The 18,245-nt window shown below is 34.7% G+C and carries 16 protein-coding genes and 1 tRNA gene; all 17 read right to left on the bottom strand.

The features are described from left to right. Window positions 1-11: 11 nt before the first annotated feature. Complete coding sequence (locus Q1B37_RS03485; RefSeq protein ID WP_299895456.1) at window positions 12-587, bottom strand: TMEM175 family protein; 576 nt, start codon at window positions 585-587, stop codon at window positions 12-14. 83 nt (window positions 588-670) lie between these two features. After that, the gene (locus Q1B37_RS03480; protein WP_299895454.1) at window positions 671-1,291 is read right to left on the bottom strand and encodes a Crp/Fnr family transcriptional regulator; all 621 of its coding nucleotides are present in this window, start codon (window positions 1,289-1,291) and stop codon (window positions 671-673) included. A gap of 326 nt (window positions 1,292-1,617) precedes the next feature. Then, window positions 1,618-1,691: transfer RNA gene (locus Q1B37_RS03475), tRNA-Arg, on the bottom strand. Between the two features lie 12 nt (window positions 1,692-1,703). After that, window positions 1,704-2,153, bottom strand: coding sequence for a GatB/YqeY domain-containing protein (locus tag Q1B37_RS03470; RefSeq protein WP_299602995.1), 450 nt, complete (start codon window positions 2,151-2,153; stop codon window positions 1,704-1,706). 95 nt (window positions 2,154-2,248) lie between these two features. After that, window positions 2,249-4,237 (bottom strand): cell division protein FtsZ, encoded by a 1,989-nt coding sequence (gene ftsZ, locus Q1B37_RS03465; protein WP_299895452.1) that lies wholly within the window; start codon window positions 4,235-4,237, stop codon window positions 2,249-2,251. A gap of 149 nt (window positions 4,238-4,386) precedes the next feature. After that, window positions 4,387-5,748 (bottom strand): cell division protein FtsA, encoded by a 1,362-nt coding sequence (gene ftsA, locus Q1B37_RS03460; RefSeq protein ID WP_299895449.1) that lies wholly within the window; start codon window positions 5,746-5,748, stop codon window positions 4,387-4,389. A 7-nt stretch (window positions 5,749-5,755) separates the two neighbouring features. Beyond that, on the bottom strand, window positions 5,756-6,472 hold the full coding sequence (locus Q1B37_RS03455; RefSeq protein WP_299895446.1) for a hypothetical protein: 717 nt from the start codon (window positions 6,470-6,472) through the stop codon (window positions 5,756-5,758). Next, entirely contained in the window at window positions 6,469-7,818 is a 1,350-nt protein-coding gene (murC, locus tag Q1B37_RS03450) for a UDP-N-acetylmuramate--L-alanine ligase (protein ID WP_299895443.1), read from the bottom strand. The genes Q1B37_RS03455 and murC overlap by 4 nt, the downstream gene beginning before the upstream one ends. Window positions 7,819-7,828: 10 nt before the next feature. Then, window positions 7,829-8,929: an undecaprenyldiphospho-muramoylpentapeptide beta-N-acetylglucosaminyltransferase gene (gene murG / locus Q1B37_RS03445; protein ID WP_299895440.1), complete on the bottom strand. Its 1,101-nt coding sequence runs from the start codon at window positions 8,927-8,929 to the stop codon at window positions 7,829-7,831. After that, window positions 8,926-10,155 (bottom strand): FtsW/RodA/SpoVE family cell cycle protein, encoded by a 1,230-nt coding sequence (locus Q1B37_RS03440; protein WP_299895438.1) that lies wholly within the window; start codon window positions 10,153-10,155, stop codon window positions 8,926-8,928. Before Q1B37_RS03440 ends, murG begins: the two co-directional genes overlap by 4 nt. A 43-nt stretch (window positions 10,156-10,198) precedes the next feature. Then, entirely contained in the window at window positions 10,199-11,533 is a 1,335-nt protein-coding gene (gene murD / locus Q1B37_RS03435) for a UDP-N-acetylmuramoyl-L-alanine--D-glutamate ligase (RefSeq protein ID WP_299895436.1), read from the bottom strand. Between the two features lies 1 nt (window position 11,534). Continuing rightward, window positions 11,535-12,764, bottom strand: coding sequence for a phospho-N-acetylmuramoyl-pentapeptide-transferase (mraY, locus tag Q1B37_RS03430; protein WP_299604647.1), 1,230 nt, complete (start codon window positions 12,762-12,764; stop codon window positions 11,535-11,537). Window positions 12,765-12,819: 55 nt separating this feature from the next. Beyond that, a complete protein-coding gene (locus Q1B37_RS03425; protein WP_299895435.1) occupies window positions 12,820-14,283 on the bottom strand; it encodes a UDP-N-acetylmuramoyl-L-alanyl-D-glutamate--2,6-diaminopimelate ligase in 1,464 nt (487 codons plus the stop codon). Next, a complete protein-coding gene (locus Q1B37_RS03420) occupies window positions 14,280-16,274 on the bottom strand; it encodes a penicillin-binding protein (protein ID WP_299895433.1) in 1,995 nt (664 codons plus the stop codon). The genes Q1B37_RS03425 and Q1B37_RS03420 overlap by 4 nt, the downstream gene beginning before the upstream one ends. Window positions 16,275-16,280: 6 nt before the next feature. Beyond that, window positions 16,281-16,592: an FtsL-like putative cell division protein gene (locus Q1B37_RS03415; protein ID WP_299603019.1), complete on the bottom strand. Its 312-nt coding sequence runs from the start codon at window positions 16,590-16,592 to the stop codon at window positions 16,281-16,283. Window positions 16,593-16,601: 9 nt separating this feature from the next. Then, complete coding sequence (gene rsmH / locus Q1B37_RS03410; RefSeq protein ID WP_299895431.1) at window positions 16,602-17,507, bottom strand: 16S rRNA (cytosine(1402)-N(4))-methyltransferase RsmH; 906 nt, start codon at window positions 17,505-17,507, stop codon at window positions 16,602-16,604. After that, the gene (mraZ, locus tag Q1B37_RS03405) at window positions 17,485-17,955 is read right to left on the bottom strand and encodes a division/cell wall cluster transcriptional repressor MraZ (RefSeq protein WP_299895847.1); all 471 of its coding nucleotides are present in this window, start codon (window positions 17,953-17,955) and stop codon (window positions 17,485-17,487) included. The genes rsmH and mraZ overlap by 23 nt, the downstream gene beginning before the upstream one ends. Window positions 17,956-18,245: the final 290 nt, after the last annotated feature.

Here is an 18,245-nt window from a genome sequence, read left to right as displayed (position 1 = left end):
TAGTAAGGTGGTTAGTTATTTATAGTGTTTTCAATTTTCTTTTCTGGTATAAACCATAGCACCAATACTGCTAAATAGCAAGCTATTCCAAAGTACGGCTTGAAGAAACTCAGTCCTATGCCAATGGTGTATAATAGAAGAGATAGTTTTCTTTTTGTTGTATTGCCTAGTATGCTTTGAATAGAGGAATCGTGCCTATGTATTTTTACAATGGTATTTTGCAGAATGAAATATGCAATAGCGCACATCAACAATATGAAGCCATAAAAAGCCGATGGAATAGTGCCGTTATGGTGTTCTCCAATCCAAGATGTGGCAAACGGTATGAGTGAAAGCCAGAATAAGAGATGTAGATTTGCCCAAAGAATTTTTCCACTTACTTTATCTGTAATGTGGAATAAGTGATGATGATTGTTCCAGTAAGTTCCCAAATAGAGAAAACTGATAACGTAACTTGAAAGCACAGGAATTAAAGAGATAATAGCATCTAGTGTGATGTCTTTCGGTGCTTCCAGTTCTAGTACCATTATTGTTATGATAATGGCTAACACACCATCGCTAAAAGCTTCTAGTCGGTTAGTTTTCATTACTGCTTGTTTAACTTTTGTAAAGTTCAGCAGTATCTAACAGGAAGAAAATAAGGTATTTTAAAAAATAATATTAAGATAGTTTAACTTTTCAATTCCTCTGCCAATTGTTTTTTTATGGTGCTCAGGAATTCTTTAGTGATACCCAAATAAGATGCTATCATATATTGCGGTATTTGCTGTATTATTTCCGGATGGGTCTCACTGAATAGTAGGTATCGTTCTTTTGCAGGCATTGAATGGTTTTGTACTATTCGTTTAGTAGTATTCCCATAAGCTGCTTGAACTATAAGACGAAAATAGCGTTCCATTTGAGGGATTTCTCTATAAAGTTCCATCATATCCTCATAGTTTATTTGTACCACCACAGTTTCATCTAAACATTGGGTATTGAAGATGGCAGGGGTTCGAGTGCTAAAACTGCATAAATCTCCCACCCACCAATCAGCCATACCAAACATAGCAATATGCTCATTGCCATCATCACCCATATAAAACGTCTTGACCTTACCAGAAATGATGAAAGTTTGATACTTATAAATATCACCCTCTTGCACAATGTAATGACCTTTTAAATAACGTCGGCGCTTTAATTTTGACACAAAAAGTTCTTCTTCAGAATCTGTCAAAGAGATTTTACGCTTAATATGCGCTAAAATACTTTCAAAATACTGTCGGTCTTTGGTATGTGAATTACTTGGCAATAATTTTCTGTTTTAAATTTTGCTGGAAATATAACAAAATTTAAACACTATAGGCTGTGTTTTTAGGACTATTCGGTCTATACTTTTGCTGATTAAAAAATACTGTATAATTCGTTTCATTTTTGATTCATAACAATCCAAATCTTATTCTAAGTGACCGTGGAGGGATTAACTACGTTGATCCCTTGAAGTTCACTCCTGCAAATACAAAACTAGCAAAGCTAACGCTTTACAGTTTTGTTATTTTCCAAAACCTCAAAACTTGCGTTTTGGTTTTTTCCAAATAACAAAAACCTGCAATTTCATTGCAGGTTTTGTGCTTGATGTGACCGTGGAGGGATTCAAACCCCCAACCCTCAGAGCCGAAATCTGATGCGCTATTCAGTTGCGCCACACGGCCTATTAAATATCCTTAAGATAATTTAGCTTTTACAATAGTAGAAATTGTTTTACCGTCTGCTTTACCAGTTAACTGTCCAGATGCCATTCCCATAACTTTACCCATATCTTTCATTCCTTCTGCACCTGTTTTAGCAATAATATCAACTATTACTTTTTCTATTTCTTCCTCACTTAATTGCTCCGGTAAAAATTGTTCAATTACCTTGGCTTGATCAAGTTCGGGCTGTGCTAAATCTTCTCTTCCTTGTTCGGTAAAAATTGCAGCACTATCTTTTCTTTGTTTTACAAGTTTTTGAAGCAATTTTAACTCCTGATCTTCGCTTAAATCTTCTTTTGCTCCACTCTCTGTTTGTGCTAACAAAATAGCAGATTTAATTGCTCGCAATGAAGTTAAAGCATTAGTATCTTTTGCTTTCATAGCTTCTTTCATGGCAGTCATAACCTTGGCCTGTAAACTCATAATTACTGGTTTTAATCTTTTGGATTGCGAAGATAAAAAATAAACCGATAATCTATTTTAGATTATCGGTTTATCTGAAAAACATTTTCTATTTCTTAGTCTACATTATCATGAAGAAAAGAATTGTTTTTTCTCAATTGAATATCATCATTACTATCCGTTCCTAATGAAGTTCTAGACAATTCTGAAGATTCTGGTCGAGAGTCTACATCTAAACCTGCACGCTTATATGCTGGTTCTTTTTCGATGTCATCTATATGTGAAGCGTTATTTCTAAACTTATAATTAAACTCTTTCATTTTCGCTCTACGCTCTGCCGCTCTAGCTTTTAGAGTTTCAGAAATTGGCTGATCTATAGGATCTACATTTTCCTCAGGCTCTGCTGCTGGAGTAGGCTCTACAGTTTTTTTCTCAAAAATAACTTCCTGATCTTCTTCAATTACTTCTGCTGATGGTTTAGCTTCAGTTAATCTCTTCTCCTCTTCCATATATTCTTCTAGGCTATATCTGCGAACATCACCCGCCGTAGTTTCACTGGTAGGCACCACCTCTATTGGTTCATTTACCTCTACTTCTAAAATATCATCAGTAAGATCAAAAACTATCGGTTTTTCTTCCTCTTGCTTTGGAGTATCAAAAATCGTACTCTCCTGCTGTACTTTTGGTTCTTCGTTTCCGCCTACTGGCATATCAAATGCTAAGGTAAATTGATCTTCCTTTTCAGATTCAGCAGCAGCAATCTCATTCGCATCATTTACCTCGATTTGGTTAATGATTTCCTGAGCATTGATAATAACAAAATCATTATCTACAGAAAAAGGATTTACCTCTTCTGGTTCTACAACCTCTATGTTCTTTAAAAATTCTGTTGTAGGAAGCAACAAAGACTCACTTATATTTTCTTCCTCTTCCTCCTCGATCAACTCATGCTTAATAATAGCTGGTTCTTCTTTTACTTCCTCTTTTGGAGGTATCGAATTTATAACCGCAGTCGAACGTGATGTAGACTTAGGTGTTAAATCCTGAGTAGTCGTACGCTGTTCCTCTTCCAAAGTATGGATGATCTTTTTCGTTTCTGTATTTACGATTTCATCTTGCTGTTCTACGTCAAATCCAGTAGCAATTACAGTAACTGATATGGCATCTTCTAAAGATTCATCTTCACCAACTCCCATGATAATATTGGCACCATGACCAGCTTCTTGCTGAATATGGTCATTAATTTCTCCAATTTCATCGATTGTAATTTCTTCTTTACCAGAAACAATTAACAATAGTACATTCTTAGCACCAGTAATTTTATTATCGTTTAATAATGGTGAATCTAATGCTTTTACAATCGCATCATGAGCTCTTTTTGCACCAGATGCATGCGCAGACCCCATGATTGCAGTTCCACTATTACTTAATACCGTTTTAGCATCTCGTAAATCGATATTTTGAGTATAGTGATGCGTAATTACTTCTGCAATTCCTCGAGATGCAGTTGCTAATACTTCATCAGCTTTGGAAAAACCAGCTTTGAAACCTAAATTACCATATACTTCACGAAGTTTATTATTATTAATTACCACTAAAGAATCTACATGAGAACGTAATTTTTCAACACCTAACTGCGCTTGCTCATTTCTCATTTTACCTTCGAACTGAAATGGAATTGTTACAATTCCTACAGTAAGAATATCCAATTCTTTTGCCATTTTAGCAATGATAGGAGCTGCTCCTGTTCCGGTACCTCCACCCATTCCAGCAGTAATGAATACCATTTTGGTATTCGTATCCAACATTAACTTAATCTCTTCATAGCTTTCTACTGCTGATTGCTCTCCAATTTCTGGATTTGCACCAGCTCCTAATCCTTCAGTAAGAGATACTCCCAATTGTATCTTATTTGGTATAGGGCTATTTTCCAATGCTTGTGCATCCGTATTACAAATAACGAAATCAACTCCCTTGATTCCTTGTTGGAACATATGATTAATGGCATTACTACCACCTCCACCAACTCCAATAACTTTTATTACATTTGATTGATTCTTGGGTAAATCAAAAGAAATGTTTTCAAACTCCTCGTTGTTACTCATAACTGCTAATTTTCTTGTTCTCTTACTTTTTATTTTTAATATTTTCTAAGCTCAAAACCGAGCTTTACTTTTCTTTACTTTCTACGCCCCCTAAACGCTGGCAATTCAATAAAACATCCAATAGACATTTTCTTTACGTTCGATCGACCCTACTCTGCATTGTCTAGAAACTCCTTGAATTTCTCCGTCCACTTTTCAAGAATATTTTTTCTTGGCCTCGAATCTACTATTGGTTTTTCCTCTTCTATACCTTCTCCTTCAATAGTAGTGGTAGTAGTTTCTTGTTCGGTATTCAACGTATCTTCAACAACAGCTTCTCTAATCGCTGCTTTTTTCTGTTTTTTAATATGAACAAGGCTATCCATTACCAATCCTACTGCTGTTGCATACATAGGACTTGTAGTTTCTGGATCACTATTTCCTGCCAAATGTTCGTTTGGATATCCTATTCTGGTATCCATTCCTGTGATATATTCTACAAGTTGCTTTAGGTGTTTTAACTGTGATCCTCCACCTGTTAATACAATCCCTGCAATTAACTTCTTCTTTGGAGATTCATGACCATAATTCTTGATCTCTAAAAAAACTTGTTCTATGATTTCTACCACGCGTGCGTGAATAATCTTTGATAAATTCTTTAACGTAATCTCTTTAGGCTCTCTTCCTCTTAATCCAGGTATAGAAACAATCTCGTTATCCTTATTTTCTCCAGGCCAAGCAGACCCAAATTTAATTTTAAGTAATTCTGCTTGTTTTTCTATAATAGAACAACCTTCTTTAATATCTTCAGTAATCACATTTCCACCAAAAGGAATCACTGCGGTATGACGAATGATACCATCTTTAAAAATGGCAAGATCTGTAGTTCCACCACCGATATCGATCAACGCTACACCAGCTTCCTTTTCTTCCTGACTTAATACTGCATTTGCTGAAGCCAAAGGCTCTAGAGTAACTTCAGAAAGTTCTAATCCAGAACTTTTTACACATCTACCGATATTTCGGATCGAAGTAACCTGACCGACTACTACATGAAAGTTTGCTTCTAAACGTCCTCCATACATCCCTACAGGCTCTTTAATTTCAGCCTGACCATCCACTTTATATTCTTGTGGTAGTACATGTAATATTTCCTCACCAGGTAACATCACTAATTTGTGCACTTGATTACATAATGTGTCTATATCACCTTCATCAATTACCGCATCTGCATTAGGTCTTGTGATATAATCACTGTGCTGCAAGCTTCTAATATGCTGCCCCGCTATTCCTACAGTTACATCATTTATTTTTACACCAGAAACACTTTCCGCTTCTTGTACAGCTTGTTGTATAGATTGTATTGTTTGCGTTATATTATTTACTACACCACGATGTACACCCAAGCTTTTGGATTTACCTACACCCAATACTTCCATCTTCCCGTACTCATTATACCTACCGACCATAGCAACAATCTTTGTTGTTCCTATATCTAATCCTACCGCTATTTCACTTTCTGCTCTTTCCATATTGGCATTATTTTATTGTACACACAACTTGATTCCTAAACTGCAAACTAACTTTCTTATATTTTCCTAGGCTTTTATCTTTTAATGCCTTTTGATAAAATGCCTTAAAATTTTTAACCTTACTATTTAAACTTTCTATTTTTCCAAAAACAACTTCAAAATCATATACTCGTAATCCCAATTGATAATTACCAATATTGTTTTGATAAACACTTACTACATGTTTTTTTAAAAACTCATCTTCCTGAATTTTTCTTAATAATGGAAAAACTTCTGAAACTTCTCGTTCTGAAACATTGCTTACAAGAGGAACGTGAGCCGAATAATTATCCGATAATGGCATCGTATTACCTGTAACATCGACATAAAAAGGAACGACCGCGTTAACCCTAGCGATAGGTGTACGCTGCTTGATTCGTGCCTTAAGTTGTCCGCTAACAGTGAGATACACATCTGAATCTTCAATCATTTTGTGTGCATCCAGCCCCTTCTCTACATTATTCAAAACTAAAATTTCTTTACCTACATTCGTCACTCCAACTTGATTTTGTATTAACAATTTATTAACCGTTAATTCATTTATGTAAGGATTCTGTTCTTCAATGAATTCTATCTCCACTCCTTCAATTTTTCTTTTTTCGTTTCTGGTACTTGTAAACGCAAAAAGAAAGGCTATCAATCCAATGAGTCCAATATATTTTACATATGTCAATATCCGCTTCATACCTTTAACAATGCTTCTTTTATACTTGTAACTTCTTCTCCAATATCTCCAGCTCCAATTGTTGTGATAACTTCAGCTTTGCTTTTTAAAACTTCTTCAATTAAACTTTCTTTTGATACTATTTTTTTATCTTCCAAATCAACCATCTCCAGCAACCACTTAGATGTTACTCCTTCTATCGGGAGCTCTCTAGCCGGATAAATATCCAATAATAACAACTGATCAAACTGGCTTAAACTCCTTGCGAAGTCTACTCCAAAATCCTGTGTTCTACTATATAAGTGAGGCTGAAAAATTGCTAACACCTCTTTTCCCGGATGCATTTCTCTAATTGCCTGATGTAGTGCATCTATTTCTGTTGGGTGGTGTGCATAGTCATCCACATACACTAACGAATCTGATTTGATCTGATAGCTAAATCTTCTTTGAACACCCTTAAAACTATATAAAGCCTTTGCTAAGGCAGTGGTTGGGGAGCCATAAAGCAATGCCATAGCAAAGGCTGTGATAGCATTTAACAAGTTATGTTTACCTGGCAGGTTTAAATGCAAATCCTTAATTAGTTGAGAAGGTGTTTTTAAATCAAAAATATATGTGCCATTTTCTATTCTAATATTTTGAGCACAGTAATCAGAGTCATCATCGATTCCAAAAGTATTTCCTGAAAGTGGTAATCCATTACGAACCAAAAGATGATCTTTCACTTTTGAAGCAAATTCATTAAAAGAATCTTCTAAAGCGTCTGCTTTTTTATAAATATCTAGATGATCTGCATCCATAGATGTTACTGATGCGATATCAGGATACAATTGCAAAAATGACCTATCAAATTCATCAGCTTCTACAACAATCACTTCATCTCCTTCTAACACTAGATTAGAATTATAGTTTTCACTAATTCCTCCTAAAAAAGCTGTCACTTTTGCTCCACTTTCTTTTAATAAATGTGCTAAAATTGCAGTAGTGGTTGTTTTGCCATGTGTTCCTGCAACTGCTAATGTATATCGATCCTTGGTGATGAATCCCAAAATCTCAGCTCTCTTCTTAATAGAAAAACTTTGACTCTTAAAGAAATTTAATTCTATATGTGTATTTGGTATCGCAGGCGTATATACCACCAGTGTTTCTTCTTTTTCTAAATACTGTTTCGGAATCACACTTACATCATCCGTAAAGTGAATTTGAATTCCTAATGCTTCCAGATCTTTAGTTATCTGAGTTGGTGTTTTATCATACCCAGCTACATTTTTACCCAAAAACTTAAAATATCTTGCAAGGGCACTCATACCGATACCTCCGATACCAATAAAATAGATGTTATGTATACTATTTAAATCTCTATTCATCCCTTTAATCTCAATTCCTTCTTATCAATAATTCAATCTCGTTTACAATATCTTTTGTAGCATCTGGTAATGCAAGCTTTTTTATCGCATGTGTCAACTTTATCTGCATAGCTTCTGACGACAATAACTGCGTAATCGTTTTCTCAAATTTCTCATCAAGCTCGCTCTCTTGGAGCATTTTAGCACCATTCTGACTTACAATTGCATTGGCATTTTTTGTTTGATGATCCTCAGCTACATTCGGAGATGGTATAAACAATGTAGGTTTTGCTACGATACACAATTCAGACACTGAACTAGCTCCAGCTCTAGAAACAATTACATCAGCTGCAGCATAAGCCAAATCCATAGTATTCAAAAACTGATGAACCTGAATCCCTTTACTACTATCATATTTTTTATACTCCTCATAATACAACTTACCACATTGCCATAATACCTGAATATCATTTTCATCAAAAAAAGTCAACTCTTTTTCTATAAGCTGATTGATTCTTCTGGCTCCTAAACTTCCTCCAATAACCAAAATCGTTTTCTTTTCTGGATCAAGATTGTATTTATTGAGTCCTTCATTTCTTTTACTATCAATTTCCAACAAATCCTGACGAACAGGATTTCCAGTTTTGATGATCTTATCTTCCGGAAAAAACCGATCCATATCATCGTAAGCGACACAAATTTTATCTGCTCCTTTAGCCAACCACTTATTGGTAATTCCTGGAAAGGAATTTTGTTCCTGAAGTACCGTTGGAATATTTGCAGAATTTGCCATTTTTAATAAAGGCCCACTCGCAAAACCTCCCGTACCAATTACCACATCTGGCTGAAATTTTTTTATAATCTTTTTTGATTTCCAAAGACTACTAATCAACTTTAAGGGAAACATCAAATTGCTCAATGATAGTTTTCTCTGAATACCACTAATCCATAAACCTTCTATAGGATACCCTGCTTCTGGAACTTTTTGCATCTCCATACGATCTTTAGCCCCAACAAATAAAATAGAAGCTTCTGGATACCTACGTTTCAATTCATTAGCTATGGAGATCGCAGGATAAATATGTCCTCCTGTACCTCCACCTGATAATATAATCTTAGGTTGCTTTATCATATTGCTTCACTCAATACCTCTAAAGGATTTTCTTCTGTGGTTAATTCTTCTTTTTTTGCATTTATAGGATTAGACTCGTCTTCATTTATATCAACACTTCTTTTACTACTTACACTTAACACCATTCCTAGTGCCATACAAGTCATCCATATAGAGGTACCTCCACTACTAACTAAAGGAAGTGTTTGTCCAGTAACTGGAAAAAGCTCTACAGCAACAGCCATATTGATCAATGCCTGAAATACAATGGGCAAACCTACACCAACTACCAATAGTTTTCCGAATATATCAGAACTCTTATGCGCCACAATTACCAACCTAAACAACAGCATTAAATACAAAAACATTAGAAAAACTCCTCCTATCAATCCCCATTCTTCTATAATAATCGCATAAATAAAATCTGAAGAAGATTGTGGTAAAAAGTTTCTTTGCACACTTTTACCAGGTCCCTTTCCGATAACTCCTCCTCTTGCAATAGCAATTTTAGCGCGCTCTATCTGATAATCCTCAGAAGTATCTTTATCATTAAAGAAGTTTTCTGCTCTACTAACCCATGTATCAACCCTATTCGGAAATGCATCTGGAAATGCCTTTGCCGTTAGAATAAAAAAGGTAAGCACCAGTAATCCCGACCCCAATATTACCGAGATATATCTTATGGGATAGCCACCTAAAAACACTAACATAATTACCATAGAAAAGATAATTGCAGCTGTGGAGAAATTAGCTGGTAATATCAACATCAATACTAAAAAGACAGGTAACCATAATGGAAGTAAGGATTCTTTAAAGCTGATTTTTTTATCTTTTATTTTAGAAAGATATCTAGCTACATAAGCCATTAAGACTACCGCAGCTAATGTAGATGTTTGGAAAGTAACTCCTACAAAAGGTAAGCGAATCCATCGACTGGCATTTGCTCCTCCTATAGTATTATTTTGAGCCATTGTAAACAACAACAATACTATGACTACAGGTATCATAATAATAGAAAGCCCTTTAAAATAATGGAAAGGAATTTTATGCACCCAATACATAATACCAAAACCTAAAAGCAAGTGTGCAAAATGTTTTACTAGATACACAAAGGTATTTCCATCTCCGTACAAATACGCTAAATTACTACTAGCACTATATACAGGAAGGAACGAAAACAATGCCAACAGAGCTACGATAGCCCATATAACTTTATCTCCCTTTATATTTTTTAAAACTTTGGTCACTCTACTAAATTCTTATTCTCTATTTCTTTTATGTAAAACAATGTTATAACTCTCTTACAGCTTCTTTGAATTGCCTTCCTCTATCTTCGTAGTTTTTAAATAAATCAAAACTAGCGCAAGCAGGTGACAACAATACATTTTCATTACGCTCTGCTATCTTATAAGCTATGTTAACAGCATCTTTCATTGATTGTGTTTCTATGATATTATCTACACAATTACCAAAAGCATTGATAATTTTGCTGTTATCAACACCTAAACAAATAATTGCTTTTACTTTTTCGTTTACCAGCGGATACAACTCTGTATAATCATTTCCCTTGTCTACACCTCCTACAATCCAAACCGTAGAAGATTTCATAGCATCTAACGCATAAAAAGTGGCGTTAACATTGGTCGCTTTGGAATCGTTCACATACTGAACGTTATTAATTTTTAAGACATTTTCTAGTCTATGTTCTACCCCATGAAAATTTTCTAGACACTCTCTTATAGTAGTCTTTCTTATTTTCAATAATTGTGATACTGTGGCTGCTGCCATAGCATTTTTAACGTTGTGATTTCCTTTTAATGCTAAATCTTTTGTCGGCATGGTTAATTCGTTGTTGTCTATTATTATTTTTATATTATCTTCTTCTAAATACGCTCCATTCTCTACTTTTTCCTTTAATGAAAAAGGCAGCAATTTTGAACGAATAGGATGCTCTTTCAAATACTTTGTAATCACTTTATCATCGGAATCATAAATGAAATAATCATTTTCATTTTGATTCATTACAATCCTGAATTTTGAAGCTATATAGTTTTCAAATTTGTGATCATATCGATCTAAGTGATCAGGAGTGATATTAGTTAACACAGCAATATGTGGCGCAAATGTTTTGATTCCATCTAACTGAAAACTACTTAGCTCTAACACATAATATTCAGCATCATTTTCTGCAACCTGCTTCGCAAAACTATCTCCAATATTACCTCCCATGTTTACATCTAAATCTCCATGACTTACCAAATGATGCGTAAGCATCGTTGTGGTGGTTTTTCCATTACTACCTGTAATTCCAACAATAATAGCGGAGGTAAACTGTGATGCAAACTCAATCTCTGAAATCACTGGTATTCCTAATCCATTTAGCTTCTGTATTAAAGGTACTTTATCAGGAATTCCAGGGCTTTTCATGACTACATCAGCATTTAGAATTTTATCTTCTGTATGCTTTTCTTCTTCCCATTCTATTTCAAAATTTCTAAGAACCTTTTTATAATCATCAGTTATCTTTCCTTTATCAGAAACAAAAACCTGACACCCTTCTTTTTTACCCAGAATAGCCGTTCCTACACCACTTTCTCCTGCTCCTAAAACAACTAATCGCTTCACACTACCTTACTTTAAGAGTAATCACTGCCACAATTGCCAGAATAATTCCTATAATCCAAAATCTTGCAACTATTTTACTCTCATGAATCCCTTTTTTCTGATAATGATGATGTAATGGCGACATCAAAAATATCCTTCTTCCTTCTCCATATTTTTTCCTAGTATACTTAAACCAACTTACCTGCATCATTACAGAAAGGGTTTCTATAAAAAATATTCCACAAACAATAGGAATCAGAAGTTCCTTTCTAATAGCAATAGCAATTACTGCGATGATCCCGCCAATTGTCAAACTACCTGTATCGCCCATAAAAACTTGTGCCGGATATGTATTGTACCATAAAAACCCAACGAGTGCCCCAGCAAAAGCAGCAATATAAATGGTCATCTCTCCCGAATTGGGTATATACATTACATTGAGATAATCTGAAAAAACGATATTACCGGACACCCAAGCAAACAGCGCCAGTGTAAGTACAATTATTGCTGAAGATCCAGCTGCCAGACCATCTATCCCATCCGTGAGATTCGCTCCGTTCGAAACCGCAGTTACTATAATAATTACAATAGGAATAAAAATCAACCACGCATATTTAGCTAAGTCTGGATTGATCCAGGTGATCAAACTGGCATAATCAAACTCATTATTCTTAGAAAACGGAATCGTAGTTTTAGTAGATTTCACCGCAGGGTTAAAATCTGATTGCTCTTCACTAGATTCTATTTGAACGATATCAGAATTTAACTTCTCTTCTTTTATCGTAATATCATCATGGAAATACATAGTGCAACCAACAATAAGACCTAATCCAACCTGACCAATTACTTTAAATTTACCCGCCAACCCTTCTTTATCTTTCTTTTTAATCTTTAAATAATCGTCTGTAAAGCCAATTACTCCCATCCACAAGGTGGTAATCAATAAAAGGATGATGTATATATTATCGATTTTAGCAAAAAGCAATGCAGGCACCACAGTAGCAAGGATTATAATAATTCCTCCCATTGTTGGAGTACCAGCTTTTTCCGCTTGTCCTTCTAAACCTAATTCCCTAATACTTTCGCCCATCTGCTTAGTTCTTAAGAAACTGATAATTCGTTTACCATAGATAGTAGATATCAATAACGATAAGATAATCGCCATCGCCGCTCTGAAGGTGATAAACTGGAACAAAGATGCTCCAGGGAACTGATATTCATTTTCTAAATATTGAAACAAATAATATAACATACTCATCAATACCTTTCCATTACATCCAAAAAACTTTGGAATGAAAAGGGTTTATTTATTTTCCTATTTTTTTAAGTTCTTCTTTTACTATTTCAAAATCATTAAAATCGATCCTCTCACCATTTGTCTCTTGATATGTTTCATGACCTTTTCCAGCTATTAGAATGATATCATTCTCTTCTGCAAATTGACAAGCAGTTCTGATTGCCTGTTTACGATCTGTAATGGATATGATTTTCTTATAATTTTGTGGCTCCACTCCTTTTTCTATATCCTCTATAATCTGTTCCGGATTTTCAGTCCTTGGGTTATCACTTGTAAAAACCACCTTATTACTTAGAGCTGTTGCAATATTTCCCATTACAGGTCTTTTTGCCTTATCTCTATCTCCTCCACAACCAACTACTGTAATCAATGTTTCGTTATTGGTACGGATATCATTGATCGTCTCCAAGACATTTTTTAAAGCATCAGGAGTATGTGCATAATCGACTATGGCTGTTACTTTTTTATCAGAAATCAAATACTGAAATCTACCACTCACACTTTCTAAATCACTTAGTAATTGTAAAATCTCTAAGGTTTCTAGACCTAACAATTCAGCGGTTCCAAAAATTGCCAAAAGGTTATACGCATTAAAACTTCCTATCAACTTTGTCCAAACATCATTATCATTTATTTTTAATAAAAGACCGCCCAAACTATTTTCAAGAATTTGCCCTCTAAAATCTGCATATGATTTAAGTGCATACGAATATTGCTTTGCCTTCGTATTCTGAAGCATAAAGCTTCCATTTTTATCATCTTTATTTGTTAAAGCAAAAGCTTTACTACCTAACTGGTCAAAAAATCGTTTCTTAACATCACGATACTCCTTAAAAGTGTTATGATAGTCCAAATGATCATGAGATAGATTCGTAAAAATACCTCCTTCAAATTCCAATCCTTCAGTCCTTTTTTGATCAATCCCATGAGAGCTGACCTCCATAAAACAATACTCAACACCAGCATCATTCATTTCTTTCAGATAATGATTAATTGTAAGCGAATCTGGTGTTGTATGAGTAGCCTTAAATTCTACATCATCCACTAGTATTTTTACGGTTGAAAGAAGCCCAACTTTAAATCCTGCTTTTTTAAAAAGCTGATACAATAAGGTTGCTATGGTAGTTTTTCCATTAGTCCCTGTTACTCCAACCAGTTTCAAATTCTCAGACGGAGATCCGAAATAGTTATTTGCTATTATTGCTAATGCTTTTTGAGTATCCTCTACTTGAACATACACCAAACCATCAATCAAAAACTCTGGCATCTCCTCACAAATAATTGCGATTGCTCCATTATTAGTTGCCTTCTCTATATAATCATGCCCATTAACAACCGTCCCCGAAATTGCCACAAAGACATCATCTTGTTTGATTTTTCTAGAATCAAATTCAATCTTATTGATAGTTGTTGCAGTATTTCCAACAACAGCATTAATAGGTACCTTATATAAAATATCTTTTAACTCGATCACGATAATTCTATCCTAATAGTTTGATTGTTCTTAACTTTTGTTCCTGGTTCTATAGACTGACTTTTCACAGTTCCCGAACCTTTGATTTCAACTTTTAGTCCCATATTTTCTAAAAGAGAAATCACATCCATTGCAGGCATTCCTTTTACATTAGGCATTATAGTTTTATGCTTTCTTGCTTTTTGAAAATACCCTTCATAACTCTCACTTATCTCTTTACTTTCAACAATATCTGCACTTACTTCATCAACCACAGGTATATCGTTATATACTTTTAGTGCGATAGTTTTAAAAACCGGTGCAGCTACTATATTCCCATAATATCCTTTCTCCTTATTCGGCTTATGAATTACAACGATACAAGAATACCTCGGATCTTCTGCTGGAAAATATCCAGCAAAAGAGGATATATATTCTCTTTCTTTATCTTTTCCATAATTACCCCAACAAGTACCAGTTTTCCCAGCTATCTGAAAGTTATCTGTATGTATATTATCAGCTGTACCTCTGATAACTACATTCTTCATCATTTCCTGAACTATTTTAGCAGTCTCTTTGGAACAGATAGCAGGATTCAAAACCTCTTTATCATATTTTTCTTGAGTTTTATCCCAAGCTTTTACTTCTTTAATAAATCTCGGTTTTACCATCTCCCCATCATTTGCTATCGCATTATAAAATGCTAATGTTTGCAAAGGTGTTACGGCAACCCCATATCCATGAGCCATCCACGGAAGCGTAGTTCCGTACCAATCTTTATCACCTGGATATGGTATTTTAGGCTTCCCTTCTCCTTTAATAGACAATCCTAATGTTTTATGTAAGCCCATATTCATCAATCGGTTTACAAATTTTTTAGGATCCTCTTTATAATTTTCATCTATGATTTTAGCAAAAGCTGTATTTGATGATAACTCGAAAGCTTTAGCTGCCGAAATTTTCCCATATCCTCCCCATTTCGAGTCTTTCACTACACGATCATAGAATCGAACTCTTCCATTCTCTGTATCCACAACATAACTAGAGTCAATTACTTTATCCTCTAGCGCCGCGACCATTGCCATTAACTTAAAGGTAGATCCAGGTTCATGAGATTCTCCCACCGCATAATTTAATTTTTCGTAGTATTTTCCTGATTTCGTCCTACCTAGATTAGAAATTGCTTTAATCTCACCAGTCTTAGTTTCCATTACTACAACTGTTCCATGTTCAGCCTCAAACTTTTCTAATTGTGCTAACAATGCATGATGTGTAATATCTTGCACATTTACATCAATTGTAGATATCACATCAAATCCATCTTGAGGTTCTACTTCATTTGCGTCTCCAATAGGTTTCCACTGGTTTTTTGCAATTTTTTGTTTTTTACGTTTTCCTTCTTTACCTCTCAAAAATGGACCGTAAGCTCCTTCGAGCCCTACTCTGGTATAATATCCTTGGTCATCACGTCGCTCATAACCTACAGTTCTCTCAGCTATCTTTCCTATAGGATGTTCTCGAATCGTACGTTGCTCCACAATCAGTCCGCCACGATTAGCTCCATATTTAAACAAAGGAAATTTCTTTACTCTCATATACTGAGAATACCCTAAATTCCTTTTGACTAAGAAATATCTATTTTTATTGTCTCGAGCCCTTCTTAATGCACCATCATAATACTCTGCCGATTTCCCAAATTCTTTAGACAAAGCCTTAGATAACTCATTTATATTTTCTCTAAAATCTTTATCGGTTACCGTTACCGCATCAAATCGAATATCATATTTAGGAACTGAAGTAGCTAACAAATTCCCTTTACTATCATACAAATTACCTCGATTGGCTGGTATATCAAATGTTTTAAAAACTCGTTGCTCTCCTTTAGCACGATATGTATCCCCTTCGACAAATTGTGTTTTTACCAGTTTTACCAACACCAAAATAGCGAAGATGAACATACATCCTGAAATGAAGTACAACCTATTTAATATGTTCTTATCTTTTACTGCCAAAACAAATTATTCTTTTACTATTATTTTCTGTGGTGGTCTTGTTGGTCTTTTAATTCCTTTCTTCGTCATCTTTTCAATTACTGAAGACTCCATTTTTAACTGCATCAACTCAGTTCTTCCATCTACGAATTGCGTTCTCAATTCTCTTACTTCATTATTCAACCTAGCAATTTCATGAACCTTACTTTCTGCATTGTGAGAACTTGCAATCATAATAATGGCTAAAAATGAAAGAAAGAGAAGCATACGCCAATTTTTCATCGCATCATCAGCGATCAAAAACTTACCTTTTAATATATCATACACTGTCTGCTTCATAACTTTTTATCAAATTCTCTCTGCCACTCTTAATTTTGCACTTCTAGCTCGATTATTTATTTTAATCTCCTCTTCGGAAGGAACAATTAACTTTCCCACTCTTTTAAAAGGAACCGACACATTACCATACAAGTCCTTCTCTGGTTCTCCTTCGAACATCCCATTACGAATAAATCGTTTTACCAATCTATCTTCTAAAGAATGATAAGAGATAAAACTCACTCTCCCTCCAACACCTAGTATCTCCTGTGTCTGCATTAAAAATTCTTTCAATACTTCAATTTCCTGATTCACCTCAATCCTTATAGCTTGGTATATCTGAGCAAGTATCTTATGCTCTTTATGCTTTACCATAAAAGGCTTTAATATCTCCTTTAGCTCTAAACTTGTTTTGATAGGCTGCTTATTTCTAGCTCCCACAATAGCCCTTGCTAATTTTGGAGCATTTCTTAACTCCCCATATTGCAAAAACATCCTTCTTAAATCCGACTCATCATATTCATTAATCACATGATAGGCGGATAATTCGTGATCCTGATTCATTCTCATATCAAGATCTGCTTCAAATCTGGTTGAAAAACCTCTTTCGGCCACATCGAATTGATGTGAAGAAACCCCAAAGTCTCCTAAAACACCATTAACTTTGCGAACCCCATGAAAACGAAGAAATCTTTTTATGAACCTAAAATTTTCATTAATCAATACAAACCTATCATCATCAATAGTATTTGTTAAAGCATCTTTATCTTGATCAAAAGCATATAGCTTTCCATTCGGACCAAGTCTTTTCAAAATCTCTCTAGAATGACCACCTCCTCCAAAGGTCACATCTACATATATCCCATCTGGTTTTATATCTAGTCCATCTACAGTTTCTTTTAATAAAACTGGATTATGATATTCCGTCTGCTTCATCGTCGAATCCCATTACTTCTTCTGCCAGGTCTGCAAAATCAACAGCGGCATCATCAATTGCTTTTTCGTATTGAGTCTTATCCCATATCTCAATAATATTAACAGCAGATGACAGCACTAGCTCTTTGGTAATCCCAGCAAAACTCACTAAATCCTTAGGTATCAAAAGACGTCCTGTTGTATCAATTTCCACAACCTTAACTCCTGCTGTAAACCTTCGGATAAAATCATTATTCTTTTTTTTAAAGCGATTCAGCTTATTCATTTTTTGCATTAGCAGATTCCATTCTTCCATTGGATACAGCTCCAAACAAGACTGAAACACTGAACGTTTTAATACAAAACCCTCTTGCAAAATTGACGAAAGCTGTTTTTTAAATGCTACAGGCAACATCAGACGACCTTTCGCGTCAGCTTTACACTCGTATGTACCTATAAGATTTACCACTTTTTCCTTCTTACTTCTATAATTAGTCAAATATATTGAAAATTTTACCACTTTTTACCACAATCTACCACATTGTTAATAAGTTGTCTCCAAAAATCTTCAAACCTCAACACTCTCACCCTACTATTTTGCTTATCAATGAAATATCGTTTTAGGTATAAATTCTTGGTTTTGACCTATTCAGGAAGAAAAAAAATGAAGGATTAAAAAAATCTAAAAAAATACTGTCGCAGTATTCATAAAAAATCTTCAAACTAATTATGAAAATGCTATATTTGCTTTTAATTCTT

The organism is uncultured Aquimarina sp. (assembly GCF_947492965.1).
GTDB lineage: Bacteria > Bacteroidota > Bacteroidia > Flavobacteriales > Flavobacteriaceae > Aquimarina.
Note: the sequence above shows the minus strand (reverse complement) of the source record. Positions and strands in the feature narration are given on the sequence as shown.

What these genes read in the sequence shown, in the direction of transcription:
- Q1B37_RS03470 (WP_299602995.1), bottom strand. Translation starts at nt 2,153, where the DNA reads ATGAGTTTACAGGCCAAGGTTATGACTGCCATGAAAGAAGCTATGAAA.
- murG (WP_299895440.1), bottom strand. Translation starts at nt 8,929, where the DNA reads ATGATAAAGCAACCTAAGATTATATTATCAGGTGGAGGTACAGGAGGA.
- ftsZ (WP_299895452.1), bottom strand. Translation starts at nt 4,237, where the DNA reads ATGAGTAACAACGAGGAGTTTGAAAACATTTCTTTTGATTTACCCAAG.
- Q1B37_RS03455 (WP_299895446.1), bottom strand. Translation starts at nt 6,472, where the DNA reads ATGAAGCGGATATTGACATATGTAAAATATATTGGACTCATTGGATTG.
- ftsA (WP_299895449.1), bottom strand. Translation starts at nt 5,748, where the DNA reads ATGGAAAGAGCAGAAAGTGAAATAGCGGTAGGATTAGATATAGGAACA.
- Q1B37_RS03485 (WP_299895456.1), bottom strand. Translation starts at nt 587, where the DNA reads ATGAAAACTAACCGACTAGAAGCTTTTAGCGATGGTGTGTTAGCCATT.
- rsmH (WP_299895431.1), bottom strand. Translation starts at nt 17,507, where the DNA reads ATGAAGCAGACGGAATATCATAATCCAGTTTTATTAAAAGAAACTGTA.
- murC (WP_299895443.1), bottom strand. Translation starts at nt 7,818, where the DNA reads ATGAATAGAGATTTAAATAGTATACATAACATCTATTTTATTGGTATC.
- Q1B37_RS03415 (WP_299603019.1), bottom strand. Translation starts at nt 16,592, where the DNA reads ATGAAGCAGACAGTGTATGATATATTAAAAGGTAAGTTTTTGATCGCT.
- mraY (WP_299604647.1), bottom strand. Translation starts at nt 12,764, where the DNA reads ATGTTATATTATTTGTTTCAATATTTAGAAAATGAATATCAGTTCCCT.